Below are 20,613 nucleotides of genomic sequence, written 5' to 3'. Positions count from 1 at the left end.
CTCAGGCCGCGGTAACGACTTCGTCATACGTCAGACGCGGCAGCCGGTCGAAGCCCTGATCGACGGGTTTGCCGAGGTTCACGACCGCCAGCACGGTGTGGTCACCGTCCGGGAAGAACTCCTTGCTCAGCTCGTCCCTGTCGAATCCGGTCATCGGCCCGGCCGCGAGACCGGCCGCCCGCACGCCGAGGATGAAGTACCCCACCTGCAGCGTCGCGTTGAACACGGCCGACGCGACACGCCCGGACTCGTTGCCGGCGAAAGCCTCCCTGGCGCCCGGACGGATCGGGAACACCTTGGGCAGTTCGTGGTGGAAGTCCAGGTCGGCGGCGAGGACGGCGACCAGGGGAGCGGCGGCTGTCTTGGCCTTGTTGCCGTCGTTCATGTGCGCGACCAGGCGCTCGCGGGCCTCGGGCGAGCGCACCAGGACGATGCGCAGCGGCTGCTGGTTCATCGCCGTGGGAGCGTATTTGACGAGGTCGTAGATGTCTCGCATCTGCTCGTCCGTGACCGGCTCAGAGGTGAACGCGTTGGCGGTGCGGGCGTCGCGGAACAGGAGGTTCTGGGCGTCTGCGGACAACATCATGGCGGGGTCCTTTCTTCGTCTCCTCCTTCAACATAGATGAACTTTCAACTATTCCGACCACGTAGAGTGATCATCCATGGGGGAGAACTCTGGGGAGAGCACGGCGACCGTCCTGGTGGCCGGTGCGGCGAACCTGGCCATCGCGGCGGCCAAGCTGGTCGCCGGGCTCGTCGGCGGGTCGGCCGCCATGCTGTCCGAGGCGGCGCACTCGCTGGCCGACACGGTCACCGAGGTCCTGCTGCTGGTGGCGCTGCGGCGCGGCGGCAAGCCCGCCGACCAGCGTCACCCCTTCGGGTACGGCAAGGCCGGGTTCTTCTGGGCGCTGATGGCGGCGGGCGCCACGCTGGTGGGTGGCGCCGGGTTCTCGATCACGCACGGCATCCACACCGTCCTGAACGGCGAGGACCTCTCCGACCTCACGCTCAGCTACGTCGTGCTGGCCGTGTCGTTCGTGATCGAGGGGATCTCGTTCCTCAAGGGCCTGTCCCAGTTGCGCGGCGAGGCGCGGCGCTGGGGGACCAGCCCGTTGCGTCTGGTCAGGCGCACCTCGGACACCGCTTTGAAGGCGGTCATGTTCGAGGACTCGGCGGCGCTGGCGGGGCTGGTGATCGCGGCGCTGGGGTTGCTGGGGTCGCAGCTGTCCGGGTCGGCGCTGTGGGACGGGCTGGCTTCCGTGGCGATCGGGGTGTTGCTGCTGGGGGTGGCGCTGACGTTGATCAGCTCGAACGTGTCGCTGCTGATCGGTCAGGCGGCGCCGCGCACGGTGGAGGCCGAGATCAAGGCCACTCTGCTGGACGATCCGCTGGTGGAGGGGGTGGTGGAGCTCCTCACCATGATCATGGGCCCGGGGCAGCTGATGGTCGCCGCCAAGATCGACTTCAGGGACCAGGCTACGGGGGCGGGCCTGGAGATCGCCTGCGACCAGCTCGACCAGCGCCTGCGCGCCAAGTTCCCCGGCATCACCCAGGTCTTCCTCGACCCCACCCCCACCCGCCGCACGAGCTAGGTCCCCTGGCGCAGCCGTACCCCCAAAAGAAGCCGCACCCCAGGAGGGCCACACCCGAAAAGAGAGCAGCACCCCTCAGAAGGGCGGCACTCTTCGAAAAGAGGTCGGGTCAGGTGTCGAGGGCCATGACGATGGCGATGCCGACGATGTGCATGATGACCACGATCACGATCAGCGAGATGAAGACGAACTTCGCCGGTGCGTGCTCGAACGTCTTGCCCTCCTCCAGCGGCCTGCGCTGGGCCTGCCGGTCGGCGATGCGCTCCTCGAGGGATTTCTTGTAGAACACCCTTTCAGGGTATCCGCGGAATCGCCGCCCTCCGCGCCGGGGCGTCCGTGATTGCCGTCACCAGGACGGGCCCGTCCTGCCACTCCAGCAGGTGATAGCGGGACCAGTCGGTAGTCGTGTGGTTCATGGTGTCCAAGGTGAGCTCCCCGCGCTTGATCAGCGCCTCCTTGCGCACCCACTGCCGGATCACCTCGCCGTTGCCCTGGATCGTCTCCCGCTCGGCGGCGCTGAGGATCTGGTGGGCCAGCGACTCGTCCATCGGCCCCTCGGGGATGTGCTCGGCGTCCACCCCGACCCGCCCGTCCCCCGCCCCGGCGCACACGTAGTCGCGCGTGTGGCTGAGGCTCACCCCCAGGTCCGGATGGTCACGCAGGTACGGCTTGCCGTGCCCAGGCCCGTGCACGTCGCATACCTGCAGCAGGGTGAGCTTGGCCGGGTCGATGCCGAGCAGCTCGGACGCGCACAGCCGCACGAGCAGGTGCGCGGCGACGAACGCCCGGCGGTCCAGCTCGCGGACGAATCGGGCCGCCCGCTCCCGCTCGACATCGGTCAGCCACTCCACCGCGCCCGGCACCTCGCCCGGCCGTCCAGCCATCACCACGGGTTCATGCATTTGCCTAGATTAGAGCGTTGTCAGAGCTGATCGTCGATCTTGGCGGGGCATGTCCAGGATCATGCGGAAAGTTCTGTTGGGCGCGTTGCTCACGTGCGCCTTCCTGACGGCCGGGGCCGGGGTGGCGCAGGCCGCGTCCGCGCTGGGGCCCGGCGACACCGGGAGCAGGGTCGTCGCGCTGCAGAAGCGGCTGTCCGAGCTGGGCTACTTCGTCGGCGGACGCTCCGGCGTGTACGGCACGCAGACCGTCCAGGCCGTCTACGCGCTCCAGAAGATCGCCGGGATCCGCCGCACCGGCTCCGTCGGCCAGAAGACCCGCCGGGCGCTCAGGGACGGCGTCGAGCCCCTCGCGCAGTTCACCGAGGGCCGGGTGGTGCAGATCGACCTGCGCAGGCAGCTCATGCTGCTCACCAGGGACGGCCAGGTGGACGAGGCGATCAACGTCTCGACGGGGAACGGCGCCTATTACGGCGGCGGCAAGCGCGCCACCACGCCCACCGGCACCTTCAGCGTCTACCGCGAGATCGACGGCTGGCACCACGCGCCGCTCGGCACGCTGTACCGGCCGAAGTACGTGGTCGGCGGCATCGCCGTGCACGGCTCGCCGTCCGTGCCGCCCTACGCGGCCTCGCACGGGTGCATCCGGGTCACCAACACCGCCATGGACCATCTGTGGCGCACCGGCTGGCTGCACCGCGGCGCCGAGATCTGGATCTACTGAACTATTTGGAAACTTTCCTAAAAGAAAGCATTGACGGGCCTGGTCGGAGAACTTACGTTCGCGCCAAGAGCGCCCACCACCCCCCAGGATGGCGAAATCATGCCCAACCAAGCGCGTCTTGCCTTATCCGCAGCGGCAGCGGCGTTGGCCCTGCTCGCGGCCGGACTCACGGCCGCGGCCACGGCCACAGCAGCTGTCGACCAGGAAACCTGCCGCCCAGACGGGCTCTACCGCACGCCAGGCGTCGCGGTGCCGTACTGCCTGGCCTACGACGACCAGGGCAGGGAGACCATGGGCGCGCAGCATCCGCGCCGGGTCATCGGCTACTTCACCGGATGGCGGCACGGCAAGAACGGCCAGCCCGCCTATCTGGCGCAGAACATCCCCTGGTCGAAGATCACCCACATCAACTACGCCTTCGCCCACGTCGGGCCGGACAACAAGCTTTCCGTCGGCGGCGACACGCCGGACAACCCCGCCATCGGGATGGACCTGCCGGGACTCGACCCGGCCCTGCCGTACAAGGGGCACTTCAACGCGCTGACCACGCTGAAGAAGGCCAACCCCAACGTCAAGACGCTGATCAGCGTCGGCGGCTGGGCGGAAACCGGCGGCTACTTCGACGACGCGGGCAACAGGGTCGCCTCCGGCGGCTTCTACACGATGACCGACAGCCAGGCCGCGATCGACACCTTCGCCGACTCCGCCGTGTCGTTCATCAGGAAATACGGCTTCAACGGGGTCGACGTCGACTACGAGTACCCCACCTCGATGAAGGACGCCGGGCACCCGCTCGACTGGACGACGGCCAACTCCCGCCGCGCCAAGCTCATGCAGGGCTACGCGGCGCTGATGAAGACGCTGCGCGACCGCCTGGACAAGGCCTCGGCCGCCGACGGCAAGTACTACCAGCTGACCGCTGCCGTGCCCGCCTCCGGGTACCTGCTGCGCGGCATGGAGACCTTCCAGGTCTCGCAGTACCTCGACTTCGTCAACATCATGTCCTACGACCTGCACGGCGCCTGGAACGAGTTCGTCGGGCCCAACGCGGCGCTCTACGACGACGGCAAGGACGCCGAGCTGGCCAAGTGGGGCGTCTACACCACCGCGCAGTACGGCGGCATCGGCTACCTCAACACCGACTGGGCCTACCACTACTTCCGCGGCACCCTGCCGCCCGGCCGGATCAACATGGGCGTGCCGTACTACACGCGCGGCTGGAAGAACGTCACCGGCGGCACCAACGGCCTGTGGGGCAAGTCGGTCGGGACGAGCTGCCCGATCGGGCTGACCACCTGCGGCGACGGCGCCACCGGCATCGACAACATCTGGCACGACAAGGAGAACGGCAAGGAGGTCGGCGCCGGGTCCAACCCGATGTGGCACGCCAAGAACCTCGAACGCGGCATCGCCGGGTCCTACCTCAGCATGTACGGCGTGACCGAGGGCGTCACCGGCACCTACGGGCGCTCCTACGACTCGACGCTGGTCGCGCCGTGGCTGTGGAACAGCACCAAGAAGGTCTTCCTGTCGACCGAGGACGAGCAGTCGCTGCGTACCAAGGCCGAGTACGTCAGGGACAAGGGCCTGGGCGGCGTGATGATCTGGGAGCTGGCCGGCGACTACAAGTGGAACGGCAGCGAGTACTTCATGGGCGAAACGCTCACCACGCTGCTCGACGACACGCTCAAGACGGCCTCGCCGTACACCGCGACCAGGGCCAAGACGGCGATCCCCGCCGAGAAGATCGACGTGACCTTCGAGGCAGGGCAGTTCCCCGTCGGGGACAGCAACTACCCGATCAGCCCCAAGCTCAAGATCACCAACAAGTCCTCGGTGACGCTGCCCGGCGGCACGGAGTTCCAGTGGGACTACGCGAGCTCGTCGCCGAACAACGCCAAGGACCAGTCCGGGTTCGGGCTCAGGGTGATCAGCAGCGAGCACTCGGGCGCCAACAACATCGGCGGGCTGAAGGGCGACTACAACCGGGTGTCGGTGAAGCTGCCCGCCTGGCAGACGCTCGCGCCCGGCGCGTCGGTGACCATGGACTACGTCTACTACCTGCCCGCTCCCGGGCCGGACAACTACACGGTGACCTTCGGCGGCAAGACGTACGGCGTGCTGCAGGACCAGGCGCGCGGCGGTTCCGTCGTGACGCCCTCGCCGTCGCCGACCGTCACGCCCACCGGCGGGACCTGCACGGACGCGGCGTGGGACGCGGCCAAGGTGTACACGGGCGGGCAGCGGGTGTCGCACAAGGGGCACACGTGGGAGGCCAGGTGGTGGACGCAGAACAACGAGCCGGGCACCAACGACGTGTGGCTCGACAAGGGCGCCTGCTCGGGCAGCACGCCCACGGCCACCCCCACGGCCACGCCGACGGTGACCCCCACCGTCACCCCCACGCCGACCGTGACCCCGACGGGCCAGTATCCGGCGTGGAAGGCGGGCACCGCCTACACGACCGGCACCAGGGTCACCTACCAGAACGTGTCGTACGAATGCCGTCAGCCGCACACCGCGCAGGTGGGCTGGGAACCCTCGAACGTCCCCGCCCTGTGGCTACGCCTGTAGCGCCGTAAAGAGGGCGTGGCTCCCTTGGGGGGCCGCGCCCTTGGCGTCGCGTAGGGGCGCCCTACTTCTTCTTCGTAGGAGTGGGGGTGGGTGTCGCGGTCGGGAGGGGGTTGCCGTCGAGGGTGGTCTCCTGCTCCTTCGCCGCCCCGAGCACGGTCACCTCGTTGATCTTCCAGGCGCCCTTCTCCTTGACCAGGGAGATCTTCAGGTGCGAGTCGCGCACCGTCTTGATCGCCTCCTTGGTCTTGACCTGCTGGTCCACCACCACGATCGCGTGCGCCGACCCCTCGTCCACGTCCGACAGGTACACCTCGCGCACGTTCGCCTGCGACACCGCCTGCAGCTTGATGATCACCTGCTCCATCACGCCGCCGAACGCCTCGTCGTAGGTGGCCAGGAAGTCGCCCGTCGCCTGCGCCATCAGGGTGGACCTGGTCGTCTGCAGGTCCTGGTAGTCGTAGCTCAGCAGCGACCGGCCGAACGAGCTCGCCGCCCCCGCCACCTCCACCCGCAGCGCCCGCTCCGCGCCCAGCCGCCCGGCCTCGCCGTCCGCCCTGATCCACAGCCACGTGCTGGCCGCCAGCGAAGCGACCAGGAGCCCCGCCACAGCCCCGAGCACCGCACCGCGCCACGACCTCCGCTTGCCCTTGGGCTCCCCGTCAACGGCCTCGTCATCGGCCTCGTCAACGATCTCGTCAACGGCGGCTTCCTCGACGGTCTCCTCGGCTGCGGCGGTCTCTTCGTGCTTGGTGGTCATGCGTTCACTCCGTTTCGCGACGGCGGCTGGCCCTGCCCACGGCGATCCAGCCCAAGATGCCACCACTCGCCACGACTGCGAGGAAAATCGCCACAACGAGCGGGGTGGTGTTCAGCGGGGTGGGCGAGGAGACGGTCTTGGCCTCGGCGGTGGATGCCTCGCTCGAGTCCTCCTCGGGCAGGCCGGACGCCTTCGCCTTGGCCTCGGGCTCGGCCGACGCCGTCGGGTCGTCCCTGTCGGCGACCGCCGCGGGATGGGGCCCGTCGTCCGCGTACGGGTCCACCTTGACGTCGGTGACCTTCGTCTTGGGGCACCAGCGCAGGGCGGGCACCGTGGGCGGTCCCAGCGGCTCGCTGTACTCCAGCGCGGGCTTGGGCCCGCCGGGCACGCTGAAGATGAACATGTTCCTGCCGTAGGTCGTGCCGTCGCGCACGTCGCTGATGTCGTCCGCCAGGCTCAGCGCGGTCGGCAGTGTGGTGAGCAGGCGGTGCACGTTCTGCGAGGTCGTGTCGGAGAAGACCGGCGTGTGCGGCAGCCCGGCGGCGGTCAGCGCGCACGAGAAGCCCGGCCTGGCCTTCCTGATGAGCGTGTCGATCTGCGCGAACACGCCTGGCCCCTGGTCGAGGAAGGCGTTGAGGTCGGCGCGCGAGGCCCTGAGCGTGCCGGTGACCGTACTCAGGTCGGTGATCGTCTGGGCGATCTTCTCCTTGCGCCCGGCCAGCGTGTGGGTGAGCTGGGTGAGCTGCACCGCCAGGTCGTCCAGCGTCTTGGAGTTGTCTGCGAGGGTGTCGGTCAGGTCGTGGGAGTCCTCGATGATGTTCCTGATCGCGGGCGCCCTGCCGTCCAGCGCGACGGACAGCTCGTGGGTGATCGTCTTGGCGTCCTTCGGCGGCACCGCGTTGAGCAGCTTGCCCACGCCCTCGAACAGCTTCTTGTAGTCGAGCGGCACGCTGGTGCTGGTCAGCGGGATCACGTCACCGGCCGCGAGCGACGGCCCGCCGACGCCCGCCTTCGGCGGCGACAGCTCGACGTACGGCTCGCCGATCGCGGACTTGCGCCGCACCTCGGCCGTGCTGCCCTTGGGCAGCCTGATCTCCCGGTCCAGGTCGAGCCCCACCACGATCTTGCCGGGGGCCAGCGCCACGTCGCCGATCCTGCCGACCCGCACCCCGAGGTAGGCCACGTCGAACCCGCGGATCAGGCCGGGCGAGGACTCGAACTCCGCGGTGACCCGGTAGGGCTGCGTCACCGCGTCGAGCTTGATGATCGTGGTGAACGCCCAGATCGTCATCACCACCCCGAGCGCCACGAAGAAGCCCAGGTTCAGATAGATACGGTTCTTCACGACGGCGGCTCCCACAGCAGACGGAAGTCGTCCTTGCGGTTGGGCTGCGGCCCGGTCTGGATCTTGGGGTCGTTCGGTATGACGCCCATCTTGTTCGGCAGGATCAGGCCCTTCAGCCAGACGTAGATGAGCACCTGGCCGTTGACCGTGATCGGTGGCGCGTCGATGAACACCTGGATCCTGGCGATGAGCGTCTTCAGATCCTCCTTGCCGCGCAACATCGAGGAGGCGATGGCGTCGACCTCGCGCATCAGCTTGCGCAGCCGGGCCGCGTGGCGCGGGTAGACCGTGAGGTTGGCCTCCTTGGCCAGGCCGGTCAGCGCGATGATGGCTTCCTTGATGTGCTTGCGCCCGTGGTTGATCCTGGCCGTCGCGTCGGCCAGGTTCCCGGGCAGCCGGTCCAGCTCCTTGCTCCCCTTGGCCAGGGCGTCGCCCAGCTTGGCCAGGCCGTCGATGGTGGCGGCGATGTCGCCGCGCGCCGCCGCGTAGCTGTCGGTGACCTGCGCGGTCTGCCTGATGAGCTTGTTGAGGTCGTCGCCCTTGCCGCCCAAGGCGGTGGAGGCGGCGTCGAGGATGGCGTTGACGTCCTGCGCGCCGAGCGCCTGGATGAGCGGCCCGGCCTGCGCGGTCACCTGCTCGATGTCCGGCTCGACGTTGGTCTCGGTGATGGTCGCGCCGTTCTTCATGAACGGGCCCGTCGACAGGTCCTTGCCCTTGGGCGGGGTGAGCAGGATGTAGTTCTCGCCGAGGATCGAGGTCTTGGCCACCGTCGCCGTGGTGCCCTCGGGGACCTGGTGCGTCCCCTCGATGGACATGGTGACCTTGGCCTCGTAACCCTGGAGGGCGACGTCGGTGACCGTACCGATCCGCACGTCCGAGACCTGCACGCTGTGCCCGACGACCAGGCTCTGCACGTCGGTGAACGTCGCCGACAGGGTCTGCTCGCCGGTCGTGGCGCCCAGCGTCTGGATCGAGCAGCCGGCGGTGATGAGGAGCGCGAGGATCGCGGTGAGAGCGCGCATCAGCGTTTGCCCCCCTGGCAGTTGCTCAGCCCCGCGGGCAGGCACGGCACCTTGCCCAGGTTGAGCGAGTCGAACAGCGGCTGCAGCCACGCCCGCGTCATGGCGTTGAGCACGACGCGGATCTTCAGCAGGTGGTTCTCCTTGTCCCACGCCTCGATCAGCACGTCGGCGAAGTCGGCAGCGCCCTTGACCGCCCTGGCCATCGAGTCGCTGTTGGCGCGGACGGTCAGGACGAGCTCGGCCAGCGTGCCCGCCGCCCTGGGCAGGCGCTCGCTGTAGGCCTCGATGAGCACGTCGCCCCTGCGGACGAAGTCGGCCATGCCGGAGATGAAGCCGCGCAGCCGCTGGCGCTCCTCGGCCAGGATCGCGCTCGTCTCGGAGAAGGCGTCGATGGTCTTGGTGACCTGGTCCTGGCGCTTGTTGAGGCTGGTGGCCAGGCGGTTGAGCCCCTTGGCCAGGTCGACGAGCTGGTCGTCCTGCTTGGCCAGGGTGTCGGTGAGCTTGGCGGTGTCGGCGATCGCGTTGTTGATCGTCTTGCCCCTGCCCTTGATGCCGTCGGCCAGGTTGCCCGCGACGTCGCCCATCTTGTCGGCGTCCAGGGCGTCGGTGAGCTTGGTGAACGCGTCGAGCGCGTCGTCGATCTCCACGGGCAGGTCGGTGCGCTCCAGCGGGATGGTCGCGCCTGCTGCGAACCGCTGGTTGCCCGGTTTCCAGGGCGGGTAGAGCACGACGTTGCGCTCGCCGAGCGTGTTCTGCGGCGCTACGACGGCTTTGACGTCGGCGGGGAGCGGGATCTGCGGGTCCACCTTCATGGTGACCCTGACCTTGTCGCCCTGGATGGAGATGTCCTCGACGGTGCCCGCGTCGAGCCCCATCACCTTCACCCGCGCCTCCTCGTAGAGCGAGGGCGCCGAGGAGAAGATCGCCACGACCGTGTACGGCTGCGCCCCCAGCAGGGTGCACCCGCCGGACGCCGCCACGAGCACGCCGGTCAGCAACATCGCGAGAAGACGCCTCATCGAACCCCCTCACCCAAACCCCCATGGAGGTTCCCCACCCCACGGGGGCTCGCCTCTCTACGGGGGTTGTCCGCTCCGCGGGGGTTTCCCGCCGTGCGGGAGTTTCCCGCCGTGCGGGAGTTTCCCGCCTTGTGGGGATTTCCCGCCCCGTGGGCGTTTTCCTCCACAGGGGGGTTTCCGCCGGAGACGGAAGGGTGGGGCCGTGGGGAGGTCATCGGTCCTTCTTCCTGTCCTTGGCGATCGCGGCGAGGACCTCGGGGTTGATCGGGCCCAACCCGGTCGCGATGGCCTCGATCCACGGCCCCTGGCCGCCCATCGTGGCCAGGCCGGAGAAGGTCGGCCCGACCCACGCGAGCAGGTTGTTGAACTCCTTCTTGCTCCCGGTCAGCCGCGTGGTGATCGCCGCGTTGTCGTCGAGCACCTGCACCAGGTTCTTCTCGTGCTCGTTGATCAGCTTGGTCGTGCTGGTGACCAGGTCGCTGCCCGAGCCCAGCAGGCTGCGCAGCTCCGCCCTGCGCGACCGCAGCTCGTCCAGCATGATCTCCAGCGCGTCGATCAGCCGGGTGATCTGCTTGTCCTTCTTCTCCAGCAGATCCATGATCCGCGTGCCGTTGTCGAGCAGCTTCTGCAACTGCGGCTCGCTCTTGCTGATGGTGTCCGAAAGGTCGCCGATGTTCTGCAGCAGCCGCGTGATGCGCCCCCGCTTGCTCGTGTCGATCTTGCCGAGCTCGGTCAGCAGGTTGTCCACGGCCTTGGTGTCGAGCTTCTTCACCAGCCGCGTGGCGTCCTTGAGCGCGTCGTTGATCAGCGTCGGCACCCCGGTCCTGTCGACGGGGATGCGCCGCTGCGCCTCGGGGAGCTGGTCGATGTACGGGGCGGAGACGGGGCCGGTCAGCTTGATGTAGCGGCCGCCGAGCAGGTTCGACAGGGTGACGTCGGCGTGGGTGTCGCGGCCCAGCCGTACGTCGTCGTCGACCTTCCAGGTGACCACCACGTTGCCCTGGCCGTAGTCGGGCCGCACCTCGGTCACCTTGCCGACCCGCACGCCCGCCACCCGGACGTCGTTGCCGGTGCGCAGGCCGCCTGAGTCGACGAAGACGCCGGACATGTAGTAGCCGCCCTCCAGCAGCCCCAGGTTGCCGACGAGGAACGTGCCGACCAGGATCGCACCGAGCACCGCCATCGACACCAGGCCGACGACGATCTTGTTGCGGTCGCGGAACGACTTCAGCGCCATCAGTCACCCACCATGAGCTTCTGCAGGTCCTTGGCGCTCTGGATCTTCACGCTCTCGCGCAGGGGCGGCGGCGCGGTCATCGGGTACGGGCACGGCGAGGGGCCGAGCGCCACGCACGGCACGGCGGAGATGAAGTAGTGGCCGCGGTTGACGCTGGAGTAGGCGCGGGCGAACAGCGGCTGCATGGTGTTGACCGTCTTCTCGATGCTGCCCACGTTGCGCCTGATGCCGCCGGTCAGCAGCGCCAGCCGGTCGACCAGCCGTCCCAGCTCGTCGGCGTTCTTGCCGAGCACCTCGTTGGAGGTGTTGAACGTGGTCGTCAGCTCCACCAGCGAGTCGTCGACCAGCTTGCGGTTGCGCACGAACGCCTCCGACAGCTCCACCAGGTTGTCCACCAGCGCGGCGATCTGGTCGTCGCGCTTCGCCACCACGCCGGTGACGGTGGCGTAGTCCTTGAGCAGCGACTGGATGAGCTGCTTGCGCTCGTTGACGGTGCCGGTGATGTCGTTGACGTTGTCGAGCAGGCGCGGGATGTTCTTGTCGTTGCCGTGCAGCGACTTGCCCGCCGCGGTGAGCAGCTGGTTGATCTGGTCGGGGTCGAGGCTCCTGGTGAGCGGGCCCAGGTCGCTGACCAGCTCGCCGATGTCGACCACGGACGCCGTGCGGGTGATGCGCGCCCCGGCGGCCAGCTTGTCCGGCGCGGTGCCCGGGATCAGGTAGACGACGCGCTGGCCGACCGCGTTGCGCCAGCGTACGGCGGCCTCGGTGTCCGAGGGGACCTTGACGTCGTCGTGGACCTCCAGCGCCACCTCGGCCCTGCCGTCCACCACCCTGATGGACTCCACCTGGCCGACGGGAGCTCCGGCGATCTTGACCTGGTCGCCCTCCAGCAGCCCGGACACGTCGTCGAAGGTGGCCACCAGCCGGTAGCCGCCCGCGGTGTTGACCTTGGCGACCTGCGCCGCGATCAGCACGATCATCGACACGGTGATCAGGAAGAACAGGCCGAAGCGCAGGAGCGTCCAGTAGCGTCCGCGCACGCTCACCGCCTCCCGTCGGTCGGGCCGCAGGCGCCGACGATGAGCACGCAGATGTCGGTGGCGACGAACGACTCGGTCTGGAGCTGCCTGCTGTTGCCGGGCCCCTGCGCCTCGATCAGCTCGTTGAGCAGGTTGACCAGCTTGGTGAGGCCGCGCACGCCGTCCCCGGCCAGGCCGAGCTGGGCGTAGATGAGCGAGGCCACCCGCTCGCCGGAGTGCACGCCCTCGCGCAGGTCCTGGCGGTGCTTGCTGAGCCCGTGCGCGCCGAGCCTGGAGATGGAGGAGATCTCCTTGAGCAGGGCTCTGACCTTGTCGGCGCGTTCGAGCAGGTCGGGGGTGATGGTGTTGATGTCGGCCGAGATGGAGACGAGCTCATCACCCTTATCCGAAATTTCGCCGGATAGCAGGGCGGTGTCGTGCAGGAACTGCTGGGCGTCCTTGCGGTGGCGGTGGGCGACGCCGACGACGGTGTTCGCGTCGTCGATGAGCTCGCGCAACTGGCCGCCCTTGCCGTCCAGGCCCTTGGCCAGGGTGTGGACGATGACCGTGACCTCCTTCGGGTCGACTGCGTCCAGGCCGCGGTAGAGGTCGCCCAGCGAGTCGGACAGGTCGAGCGGCTCCTCGGTGTCCAGGATGACCGCGCCACTGGCCAGGTAGGGGCCGACGCCCTCGCCCTGGCCGAGCTTCAGGTTGACGAACTTGGGGCCGAACACCGAGGTCGGCTCGACCGCCGCGGTGGCGGTCTGCGGCACCTTCACCTCGGGCCTGACGTGCATGGTGACGACCGCCTGGCCCTTGGCGTTCAGCGAGACGTCGGTGACGTCGCCCACGGTGATGCCGCGGATCTTGACGGGGGAGTTGGTGTCCAGTCCCTGGCCCGCGCGGTCGAAGACGGCCATGATGCGGGTGCCGCTGATCTGCGAGGCGCTGCGCACGATGAAGAACGTGGCCCCGGCGAAGACGACGAGCACGGCCACCGCGATGCCCAGCCGTACGGGTAAGGAGAAACCGTCGCGTCCCACGCCTCACCCCGTCAGCTTCACGCTGCCGCCGCCACCCCAGAACAGGTACGACAGCAGCAGGTTGAGCAGGACGATCGTGACGATCGACTGGCGGATGGCCCGGCCGGCCGCCACGCCGACGCCCACGGGGCCGCCGGTGGCGTAGAAGCCGTAGAAGCAGTGGATGACGATCACCGTGAAGGCGAAGACGGCCACCTTGGTCACGCTGAACACGATGTCGCTGACCGGGAGGTAGAGGTAGAAGTAGTAGTCGTAGACGCCGGGCGCCATCCCGAACAGGAACGTGCACATCAGCCGGGTGGCGAAGAAACTGGCGAACAGCGCGATCAGGTAGATCGGCGTCAGCGCCAGCAGCGCGGCCACCACGCGGGTGCAGATCAGGTAGGTGAAGGCGTTGATGCCCATCACCTCCAGCGCGTCGATCTCCTCGGAGATGCGCATCGCGCCGAGCTCGGCGGTGAACGACGAGCCCACCTGCGCCGCCAGCGCGACCGCCGCGATGATCGGGGTGATCTCCCGGACGTTGGCGAAGCTGCCGACCAGGCCCATGAACGACTCCGCGCCGATCGCCTGCAGCCCCTGGTAGCCCTGCAGGCCCACGGTCGCGCCGACGACGAACGCCATCGTGAACACCACGAAGATCATGCCGCCGCCGATGACGGTCGCGCCGACGCCGATCACGACGTCGCTGACCTGGCGCATGACGACCTTGGCGTACTTGAGGCGCAGGATGACGTCGCGGACGGAGTAGAAGACCACCCTGAAGACGAACAGCGGCCAGTCGGCCAGCGTCGCGAACCTGTGTGCGAACTCCATCAGAACGCCTTCGGCGGGAAGGCGAGGAAGTACACGGCGCTGATCACGTAGTTGAAGGCGAACACCAGCATGAACGTGATGACCGTCGCCTGGTTGACCGCCCTGCCGACGCCGACCGGGCTGGTCGCGCACGTCATGCCCTTGTAGCAGGAGACGGCGGCGGCGATGAACCCGAAGATCCAGGCCTTGAACAGCGTGACGAACAGGTCGGTCGAGACCACCAGCGACAGCGCGCCGTCGAAGTAGGCGCCGGGGGTGACGCCCTGGACGACCACGTTGAAGAAGTAGCCGCCGGTCGCCCCGGCCAGGATCACCAGCGGGCACAGGCACACCGCGACCGTGCTGGCCGCCCACATGCGGGGGGTGACCAGGCGGTGGATCGGGTTGACCGCCATGACCTCCATGGCGGCGAGCTCGTCGCGGATGTGGCGGGCGCCGATGTCGGAGGTCATCGCGCTGCCGCCGGCGCCTGCGATGAGCAGGGCGCTGGCCATGGGGGCGACCTCGCGGACGAGGCCGACGAAGACGGCGCTGCCGGTGGCGCTGGAGGCGCCTAGCTGCCAGGCGAGCTCGCCGACCTGGAGGGCGACGGTGGCGCCGAGGGGGAGGGAGACGAGGAGGACGGGGAGGCTGGTGACGCGGGCCAGGAACCAGCACTGGCCGACGAACTCCCACCACCAGGAGCGGATGTCCCAGGTGCGGCGGAGGCCCTCGAGGACGATGACGAACAGCTCACCGACCTGGCCCAGCGCGGACCCGGCCCGTCGGCCTACGTACCCGCTCAGGGCCACCGGCACCTCCGTGTGGGCTGCTTATGGAGGTGTCACCTTACTGACGGGTTGTCCAGTAAGTCGATGCTTTCGGGGGAATTTGAGCAAATGGTATGAGACCCAGCTCACTCCTTGTCCCCCAACCCCAAAAACCCCCACCTCCTCCCCGACAACCCCTCAACCCTGAAGGACCCTCAACCCCCAACAAACCCCTCTTTGTTACGGCTGGCGCCAGGGGATGCTGGCGCTCGCCGACGTCACGACCGTCTGCTCGCTCGACGCCACTCGGGCGCGCGGGCCGGTCGCCGTGACGTCGGTGCGTCAGGCCCCGGGAGTTCTCGCGGCATCACCGTACGGAAGGCTTTTGTGCATCCGCTGGCGAGCGCCCGACGTTTCGTCGTAACGGCGGGTACCACGTGAGCCCTCACGACCGGTCATGACAGAGGGCCACCCACGTCGGCGGGTGGCCCTCCCTGGCTCTGCCGTACCCCCTATTGGGAAAGGAGCACCGACATCCACGCCTCCACCTCGGCCGGGTGGCGGGGCAGGCCCGCGGACATGAGGCGCGCGCCGTCCGAAGTGATGACCAGGTCGTCCTCGATGCGCACGCCGATCCCGCGGAACTCCTCCGGCAGCGTCAGGTCGTCGGCCTGCAGGTAGAGCCCCGGCTCCACCGTCAGCACCTGCCCCTCCTCCAGCACGCCGTCCAGGTAGACCTCCGCCCGCGCCTTCGCGCAGTCGTGCACGTCCAGCCCCAGCATGTGCCCGCTGGAACACACCGTGTACCTGCGGTACAGCCCCGTCTCCATGAGCGAGTCCGGGCTGTCCTCGAGCAGCCCCCACTCGTGCAGCCCCTCGGCGATCACCCGCATCGCCGCCCGGTGGAAGTCGCGGAACCGCGCCCCCGGCCGGAGCGCCGCGATGCCCGCGTTCTGCGCCTCGTAGACGAGCTCGTAGATCTGCCGCTGCACCGGGTCGAACGTGCCCGACAGCGGGATCGTGCGGGTGATGTCGGCGGTGTAGAGCGAGTCCGTCTCGATGCCCGCGTCGAGCAGCAGCAGCTCGTTGCCGTTGAGCTTGCCGTCGTTGCGTGTCCAGTGCAGGACGTTGGCGTGCGCGCCGGACGCGACGATGCTCTGGTAGCCGACCGCGTTCCCCTCCAGCCGGGAACGCAGGCCGAACACGCCTTCCAGGTACCGCTCGCCGCGCACGTGCTTGAGCGCCTCGGGGAGGGCGCGGACGACGTCCTCGAAGCCGCGGGTGGTGGCGTCGACGGCGAACTGCAGCTCGCCCACCTCCCACTCGTCCTTGACCAGCCGCATCTCGGACAGGAAGCTCTGGAACTCGGCGTCACCGTCGTTCTTCGCGACTCCGGCGTCGACCTGCGAGTCCACCCCGCGCAGGAGCCGCGCCGGCCCGTCGAGCTTCAGCGTGCCGATGTGGGCGCACTCCACCTGGTAGAGCGCCTGCGCCTCGACGAGGTCGGGGCGGCGGCCCACCCAGAACTCACCGAACCTGCGGTCGCGGTAGAACTCCTCACCCTCCTCGCGGGGTGACCGGGGCCGCACATAGAGAACGGCCTCGCCGGACGGCTCGATGACCAGCACGTCACCAGGCTCGGTGTCACCGGTGAGGTAGGCGAAGGCGCTGTGCGTCCTGAAACGATGGTCATCGTCGTTGCTCCGCGCCTGGAGCTCCCCGGAGGGGACGATCAACCGCTCACCCGGGAACCGGGCGGCGAGCGTGGCCCGCCGCTTGGCCGCCCAGGGTGCGACGGCGAGGGGCGCGAGGTCGGTCCGGCGGGTATCGGCCCAGCCTGTGCGCATGAAGGCGGCCAGTTCTTCGGTGATGGGGAGGTCGTGGCTGCCGACGTTCAGCTGCTCGTTCATGGCGTCCCTGAAGGCTCGATCAGTGGTATTTCACATATTAATGGGCAACGCCCGCCCCCGCACCCTATGCCACCCCACCCCCCACCCTCCCGCCCCGACACTTGCGCGACCGATGGCAGAAGGTCGTCCACATCATCCGGGAAGATGGGCTGATGTCGGAAATTCTGCTCCTGCCCGGCGGTGGCCGGACCTCTGAGGACTGGCGGCTCGCCGCGCCGCTGCTTGAGGCGGCCGGGGTGCGCACCGTCGCCATTGACCTGCCGGACCTCGGCACGTGGTCGTGGACAGCGGCCGTGGACTGGGTGGGGGACGCCATCCGCCGGCATGGGATGAAGGATCCGGCGGTCGCCGGGCACTCCCTCGGTGGCATCGTCGCGGCCCTCTGGGCGGCGGAGCATCCTGAGTGCCCGCTGGCGGTCAACCTGGACGGGCACACCAACCCCACGGGGCCCTTCGACGGCGTCGATCCCCGGGAAGCCGAGGCCACCATGCGGGCGTTCCTGGTGGAACAGACGGCTGGGGATCCTGACATGGCGCACTTCATCGCTCAGATGGACGCGCTCGACCTGCTCGACGTATACCGGAAGCCCCGGTGCCCGCTCCTCGTCGTCTCCTCGACCGGTGCTGACCTCAGCGCGATGTTGCCCCCGGACGTCGCCACGGCCTTCGACGCCTACGTGCGCGGCTTCCGTCTCGCGTTGGCCGAGACCGCCGAGCAGACCCCGCTGCTCTCCCTCGCCGACCTCGACACCGGGCACTTCATGCACACCGAGGCGCCCCACGACGTGGCCGCGCTGATCCTCGACGGGCTTGCGGGAGACACTCCCGCAAGCCCGTAAGGCGAGTCAGGGGCGCCACATGGGCCAGAAGCGGGCGCCTGCGGCGATGTCGTACGGAGGACGGCCCTCGTAGCCGTGGCGGGCGTAAAGGTCGCGGCTGGCGGGGCTGGCGGCGTCCAGGTACGCCGGGTTCCCGCCCAAGGCGGTGGTGTGGTGGTGGTCGAGCAACGCGCTGCCCAGGCCGTGGTTCTGGTGGTCCGGGTGGACCGCCAGAAAGAGCAGGAAATGGTGGGGCTCGGTGGGATGGTTGCTCTCCAGCACCTCGTCCAGGTGCAGGAAGCGGCTGTGCCACTGCCCGGTCGCGGCCTTCAGCCGGTTGTCGTAGTCGGGCGGCGGCGGGACAGGGGCGGTGTGGTCGAACCACACGGCAGCCGCGACAGGTGAGGCGGCGCCGATCACGTCGACCTGCCCGACCGCGAGGGCGTGTTCGACCATGATGATGAACTGCCCGGCCAGGACCTCGCGCCGGACGGAGAGGTCGGGCACCAGGTAGGCGGACGCCCCCAGCGGCTCGAAGGCCTGGGCGATCAGCTCGGTCACCGCGACGGCGTCCGCGGACGTGGCGGTGCGGATGGCGGCGCTCATCGGGGGGTCCCGGTGTGCTGGGCGGTGGCGCCGAGCCCGACCTGGCTGTAGACGTCGGGCCGCGTCATCCGCAGCCCCAGCGCCCAGACGAACCCGAACGCGGCCGCGACAGCGTACGCCGAGGGCAGGATCCACACCAGCGGGTCGGAATCGGGCACGCCGAGCAACGTGGACACGTTGGTCACGGCCAGCCACAACGTCACGGTCAAGGCGACGGCGGCGGCCAGCGGCGCCCAGAGCCGCCGCGCCGCGCTGACGTCGCCGGGGTTGCGGCGGAAGTACGCCACGACGGAGAACGCCGTGGCGGTGGTGAGCACCAGGACGCCGAGACCGCCCAGCGTGCCTCCGGCGAAGAACAGGCTCACCACCGGGTCCCAGGCGAACAGCGCCCAGACGAGGATGACCAGCAGCCCGATTCCGGACTGCAGGAGCGACCCGGCTCGTGGGGCTCCGGTGCGGGGGACCGTACGGCCGAAGGCGACGGGCAGGACCCCCTCGCGGCCGAGCGCGAAGAAATAGCGGGCTGTGGTGTTGTGTACGGCGAGCATGGCGGCGAACACGCTGGTCACGAAGAGCACCCGGGCGATGTCGATCAGCAGCGGGCTCAGGTGCGCCGCCGCGATGACGAAGATGGTCTCCGCGCCGTCGCGCCTGGCGACCTCGATGATCCGGCCGGGCCCGGTGGCGACCTGCATGGCCCACGCCGACAGCGCGTAGAGGGCGGCGATCAGGCCGATCGCGGTGTAGGTGGCGGTCGGCACGGTGCGCTCGGGGTCGCGGCTCTCCTCGGAGTACACCACCGACGCCTCGAAGCCGACGAAGCCGAGCACGGCGATCACCAGCAGGGCCCCCACCCCGGGTACGGCCAGGCCGGCGGGCGACAGCGAGGAGAGCGCGAAGTCCGCGGCTGGGTGGAACAGCCCAGCCAGGTCGAAGATGACGATCACCACCACCTCGCCCGACAGCAGCGTGGCCAGCACCTTGCCGTTGATGTCGACGCGCGCCAGGCCGAGCCAGCCGACCAGCGCCCAGCTGACCAGCGCGAACACCCACCACGGCACCGTCAGGCCCAGCCACTGCTCCAGCAGCGGAGCGGCCGCCGCGCCGATGCCTCCATAAAGACCGACCTGGAGCGTGTTGTAGGTGAGCAACGCGACCCACGCCGCGGCCACGCCGGCCGGGCGCCCGAGGCCGTGGGTGATGTAGGTGTAGAAGGCTCCGGCGTTGGCGATCTTCCTGGCCATCGCCACGTAGCCGACCGCGAACACGGCGAGCACCACGCCCACGACGAGGAACGCGATCGGCAGCCCGGTGATGCCGGTGACGGCGTAGCCGGTGCTGATCACCCCGGCGACCACGGTGAGCGGCGCGGCGGCGCTCAGGACGAAGAACAGCACCGCCCCCGGTCCGAGGCGGGAGGCGGCAAGGGCGTTGGTGATGCCTTCTGAGCCGGGCAGGCGGCGCGAGGTGGGGGGTGTTAAAGCCACGGGGAGACGGACCTTTCTGGGTTAGGTGCGATGGGTCAGTACGGCTTCCGCCACGGCGACGCGGACGTGTCCCGCGATCGCGCCGAGCGGCGGCGGCACCGCCGGGAGCAGGGCGTGGAGGTGGGTCATGGCGTCCTGGCGCGTCTTGGGGTCGTCCAGCAGCGCCTCGGTGAGGCCGCAGGCGTTGGCCAGCGCGATCAGCGCCAGCGCGTACGCGTCGAGCGGACGCGGTTCGCACAGGTAGGTGCGGATGCGGTCGGGCGGCCAGGCCGCGTCCGACCAGGAGGCGTCGAACTCGTAGCGGGGAGGCCGGTGCTTGAGCACGCGTGGCTGCACCGGTTTGACCAGCCGCACCGCGATCAGGCGCTCGGCCACCTGGACGATGGCGTGCTGGGAAAGGTAGGCCAGCCAGGTGCTGATCGCGGTGTGCTCGCGGGCGTCGGCGATGACTCCCAGGGTGTGGTCGAGCAGGCGGTCGCCGGTGGGGCGGGTCTGGACCACGGCAAGATGTTCATCCCGTACGGCGAGCCGTTCGTGGAGGGTGAGTTCGGCCAGGAGGCCCCCGGCCAGCGCCAGGGCGAGTCCCTTGCGGTGGATGAGCGGCTGGCCGGTCTTGGTGGTGTCCCACCCCGCCAAAAACAGTTCGCTGGCTAACGGCAGCATTTTCATAGAGTGAAATTCTGGAGTCAGTCTGGACGGCATCTGGGCATGTTGTTGGGGATCTCGGCCGGCCCCGATCATATGTGGCATTGATCATGAGGTGTTGTAGATCGTGCGATTCCTTGGGAAACGCCATGCCCGATATTCACTGACATCCCAGGCGTCACGGAGATTGAGCGATAACATGGGTGTATGTCGTGAATGTCCGGCCCAATGTTCACGAGTATCGGCCCGCCCGCTAATCCTTCGCCCGCAGGTGAACCGGTACAGCTCCGCATTGGTGAACGCCAGAGCATGGTTTATGTCCTGGCCGATATGTCGACGGACCCAAGGAAA

Annotated in this window: 20 protein-coding genes; 4 read left to right on the top strand and 16 right to left on the bottom strand. The window is 68.8% G+C overall.

The genetic code is table 11. The annotated features are described in order from the left end of the window. Nucleotide 1: 1 nt before the first annotated feature. Entirely contained in the window at nt 2-586 is a 585-nt protein-coding gene (locus tag ACIBG8_RS15945) for a malonic semialdehyde reductase (RefSeq protein WP_397343461.1), read from the bottom strand. A 76-nt stretch (nt 587-662) separates the two neighbouring features. On the opposite strand from ACIBG8_RS15945, the gene ACIBG8_RS15940 reads away from it, so the two are divergent. Continuing rightward, nucleotides 663-1,592, top strand: a complete 930-nt coding sequence (locus tag ACIBG8_RS15940; RefSeq protein WP_397343460.1) for a cation diffusion facilitator family transporter — start codon at nt 663-665, stop codon at nt 1,590-1,592. A gap of 109 nt (nt 1,593-1,701) precedes the next feature. On the opposite strand, the gene ACIBG8_RS15935 is transcribed toward ACIBG8_RS15940, so the two are convergent. Beyond that, the gene (locus tag ACIBG8_RS15935) at nt 1,702-1,881 is read right to left on the bottom strand and encodes a hypothetical protein (protein WP_397343459.1); all 180 of its coding nucleotides are present in this window, start codon (nt 1,879-1,881) and stop codon (nt 1,702-1,704) included. A gap of 4 nt (nt 1,882-1,885) precedes the next feature. Next, nucleotides 1,886-2,494, bottom strand: a complete 609-nt coding sequence (locus ACIBG8_RS15930; protein ID WP_397343458.1) for a 4'-phosphopantetheinyl transferase family protein — start codon at nt 2,492-2,494, stop codon at nt 1,886-1,888. A 61-nt stretch (nt 2,495-2,555) separates the two neighbouring features. Here ACIBG8_RS15930 and ACIBG8_RS15925 point away from each other — a divergent pair, with 61 nt between their 5' ends. Both ACIBG8_RS15925 and ACIBG8_RS15920 read left to right on the top strand, forming a co-directional pair. Beyond that, complete coding sequence (locus tag ACIBG8_RS15925) at nt 2,556-3,215, top strand: L,D-transpeptidase family protein (RefSeq protein WP_397343457.1); 660 nt, start codon at nt 2,556-2,558, stop codon at nt 3,213-3,215. 99 nt (nt 3,216-3,314) lie between these two features. Then, nucleotides 3,315-5,789, top strand: coding sequence for a chitinase C-terminal domain-containing protein (locus ACIBG8_RS15920; protein ID WP_397343456.1), 2,475 nt, complete (start codon nt 3,315-3,317; stop codon nt 5,787-5,789). Nucleotides 5,790-5,850: 61 nt separating this feature from the next. On the opposite strand, the gene ACIBG8_RS15915 is transcribed toward ACIBG8_RS15920, so the two are convergent. The 10 genes from ACIBG8_RS15915 to ACIBG8_RS15870 form a co-directional block, all read right to left on the bottom strand. Continuing rightward, complete coding sequence (locus ACIBG8_RS15915) at nt 5,851-6,546, bottom strand: hypothetical protein (protein ID WP_397343455.1); 696 nt, start codon at nt 6,544-6,546, stop codon at nt 5,851-5,853. A 4-nt stretch (nt 6,547-6,550) separates the two neighbouring features. After that, the gene (locus ACIBG8_RS15910) at nt 6,551-7,891 is read right to left on the bottom strand and encodes an MCE family protein (RefSeq protein ID WP_397343454.1); all 1,341 of its coding nucleotides are present in this window, start codon (nt 7,889-7,891) and stop codon (nt 6,551-6,553) included. Next, nucleotides 7,888-8,913 (bottom strand): MCE family protein, encoded by a 1,026-nt coding sequence (locus ACIBG8_RS15905; RefSeq protein ID WP_397343453.1) that lies wholly within the window; start codon nt 8,911-8,913, stop codon nt 7,888-7,890. The genes ACIBG8_RS15910 and ACIBG8_RS15905 overlap by 4 nt, the downstream gene beginning before the upstream one ends. Next, nucleotides 8,913-9,932 carry an MCE family protein gene (locus ACIBG8_RS15900; protein ID WP_397343452.1) on the bottom strand — a complete coding sequence of 340 codons (1,020 nt, stop codon included), beginning with the start codon at nt 9,930-9,932 and terminating at the stop codon, nt 8,913-8,915. The genes ACIBG8_RS15905 and ACIBG8_RS15900 overlap by 1 nt, the downstream gene beginning before the upstream one ends. 211 nt (nt 9,933-10,143) lie before the next feature. Beyond that, nucleotides 10,144-11,169, bottom strand: coding sequence for an MlaD family protein (locus ACIBG8_RS15895; RefSeq protein WP_397343451.1), 1,026 nt, complete (start codon nt 11,167-11,169; stop codon nt 10,144-10,146). Beyond that, nucleotides 11,169-12,215: an MCE family protein gene (locus tag ACIBG8_RS15890; protein WP_397343450.1), complete on the bottom strand. Its 1,047-nt coding sequence runs from the start codon at nt 12,213-12,215 to the stop codon at nt 11,169-11,171. Before ACIBG8_RS15890 ends, ACIBG8_RS15895 begins: the two co-directional genes overlap by 1 nt. Continuing rightward, nucleotides 12,212-13,231 carry an MCE family protein gene (locus tag ACIBG8_RS15885; RefSeq protein ID WP_397343449.1) on the bottom strand — a complete coding sequence of 340 codons (1,020 nt, stop codon included), beginning with the start codon at nt 13,229-13,231 and terminating at the stop codon, nt 12,212-12,214. The genes ACIBG8_RS15890 and ACIBG8_RS15885 overlap by 4 nt, the downstream gene beginning before the upstream one ends. A 3-nt stretch (nt 13,232-13,234) precedes the next feature. Then, the gene (locus tag ACIBG8_RS15880; protein WP_397343448.1) at nt 13,235-14,047 is read right to left on the bottom strand and encodes an ABC transporter permease; all 813 of its coding nucleotides are present in this window, start codon (nt 14,045-14,047) and stop codon (nt 13,235-13,237) included. Beyond that, on the bottom strand, nt 14,047-14,844 hold the full coding sequence (locus tag ACIBG8_RS15875; protein WP_397343447.1) for an MlaE family ABC transporter permease: 798 nt from the start codon (nt 14,842-14,844) through the stop codon (nt 14,047-14,049). The genes ACIBG8_RS15880 and ACIBG8_RS15875 overlap by 1 nt, the downstream gene beginning before the upstream one ends. 464 nt (nt 14,845-15,308) lie before the next feature. Beyond that, complete coding sequence (locus tag ACIBG8_RS15870; RefSeq protein ID WP_397343446.1) at nt 15,309-16,706, bottom strand: aminopeptidase P family protein; 1,398 nt, start codon at nt 16,704-16,706, stop codon at nt 15,309-15,311. A gap of 152 nt (nt 16,707-16,858) precedes the next feature. Between ACIBG8_RS15870 and ACIBG8_RS15865 the strand changes: the two genes are divergently transcribed. Further along, nucleotides 16,859-17,545, top strand: a complete 687-nt coding sequence (locus ACIBG8_RS15865; protein WP_397343445.1) for an alpha/beta fold hydrolase — start codon at nt 16,859-16,861, stop codon at nt 17,543-17,545. A 6-nt stretch (nt 17,546-17,551) separates the two neighbouring features. On the opposite strand, the gene ACIBG8_RS15860 is transcribed toward ACIBG8_RS15865, so the two are convergent. The 3 genes from ACIBG8_RS15860 to ACIBG8_RS15850 are packed head-to-tail and all read right to left on the bottom strand — an operon-like array spanning nt 17,552 to nt 20,280. Next, nucleotides 17,552-18,130 carry a GNAT family N-acetyltransferase gene (locus tag ACIBG8_RS15860; protein WP_397343444.1) on the bottom strand — a complete coding sequence of 193 codons (579 nt, stop codon included), beginning with the start codon at nt 18,128-18,130 and terminating at the stop codon, nt 17,552-17,554. Further along, nucleotides 18,127-19,617, bottom strand: coding sequence for an APC family permease (locus ACIBG8_RS15855; RefSeq protein WP_397343443.1), 1,491 nt, complete (start codon nt 19,615-19,617; stop codon nt 18,127-18,129). The genes ACIBG8_RS15860 and ACIBG8_RS15855 overlap by 4 nt, the downstream gene beginning before the upstream one ends. A gap of 21 nt (nt 19,618-19,638) precedes the next feature. Next, nucleotides 19,639-20,280, bottom strand: a complete 642-nt coding sequence (locus tag ACIBG8_RS15850; protein WP_397343442.1) for a GPP34 family phosphoprotein — start codon at nt 20,278-20,280, stop codon at nt 19,639-19,641. Nucleotides 20,281-20,613 lie beyond the last annotated feature (333 nt).

The organism is Nonomuraea sp. NPDC050556, assembly GCF_044457355.1.
Classification (GTDB): domain Bacteria; phylum Actinomycetota; class Actinomycetes; order Streptosporangiales; family Streptosporangiaceae; genus Nonomuraea.
This window is presented reverse-complemented; position numbering and strand designations above follow the sequence as displayed.

Bases quoted from the DNA above. Each gene is read 5' to 3' on its own strand.
- ACIBG8_RS15945 (WP_397343461.1), bottom strand. From the start codon at position 586: ATGATGTTGTCCGCAGACGCCCAGAACCTCCTGTTCCGCGACGCCCGC.
- ACIBG8_RS15940 (WP_397343460.1), top strand. From the start codon at position 663: ATGGGGGAGAACTCTGGGGAGAGCACGGCGACCGTCCTGGTGGCCGGT.
- ACIBG8_RS15930 (WP_397343458.1), bottom strand. From the start codon at position 2,494: ATGCATGAACCCGTGGTGATGGCTGGACGGCCGGGCGAGGTGCCGGGC.
- ACIBG8_RS15925 (WP_397343457.1), top strand. From the start codon at position 2,556: ATGCGGAAAGTTCTGTTGGGCGCGTTGCTCACGTGCGCCTTCCTGACG.
- ACIBG8_RS15920 (WP_397343456.1), top strand. From the start codon at position 3,315: ATGCCCAACCAAGCGCGTCTTGCCTTATCCGCAGCGGCAGCGGCGTTG.
- ACIBG8_RS15915 (WP_397343455.1), bottom strand. From the start codon at position 6,546: ATGACCACCAAGCACGAAGAGACCGCCGCAGCCGAGGAGACCGTCGAG.
- ACIBG8_RS15905 (WP_397343453.1), bottom strand. From the start codon at position 8,913: ATGCGCGCTCTCACCGCGATCCTCGCGCTCCTCATCACCGCCGGCTGC.
- ACIBG8_RS15900 (WP_397343452.1), bottom strand. From the start codon at position 9,932: ATGAGGCGTCTTCTCGCGATGTTGCTGACCGGCGTGCTCGTGGCGGCG.
- ACIBG8_RS15895 (WP_397343451.1), bottom strand. From the start codon at position 11,169: ATGGCGCTGAAGTCGTTCCGCGACCGCAACAAGATCGTCGTCGGCCTG.
- ACIBG8_RS15880 (WP_397343448.1), bottom strand. From the start codon at position 14,047: ATGGAGTTCGCACACAGGTTCGCGACGCTGGCCGACTGGCCGCTGTTC.
- ACIBG8_RS15870 (WP_397343446.1), bottom strand. From the start codon at position 16,706: ATGAACGAGCAGCTGAACGTCGGCAGCCACGACCTCCCCATCACCGAA.
- ACIBG8_RS15865 (WP_397343445.1), top strand. From the start codon at position 16,859: ATGTCGGAAATTCTGCTCCTGCCCGGCGGTGGCCGGACCTCTGAGGAC.
- ACIBG8_RS15860 (WP_397343444.1), bottom strand. From the start codon at position 18,130: ATGAGCGCCGCCATCCGCACCGCCACGTCCGCGGACGCCGTCGCGGTG.
- ACIBG8_RS15850 (WP_397343442.1), bottom strand. From the start codon at position 20,280: ATGCTGCCGTTAGCCAGCGAACTGTTTTTGGCGGGGTGGGACACCACC.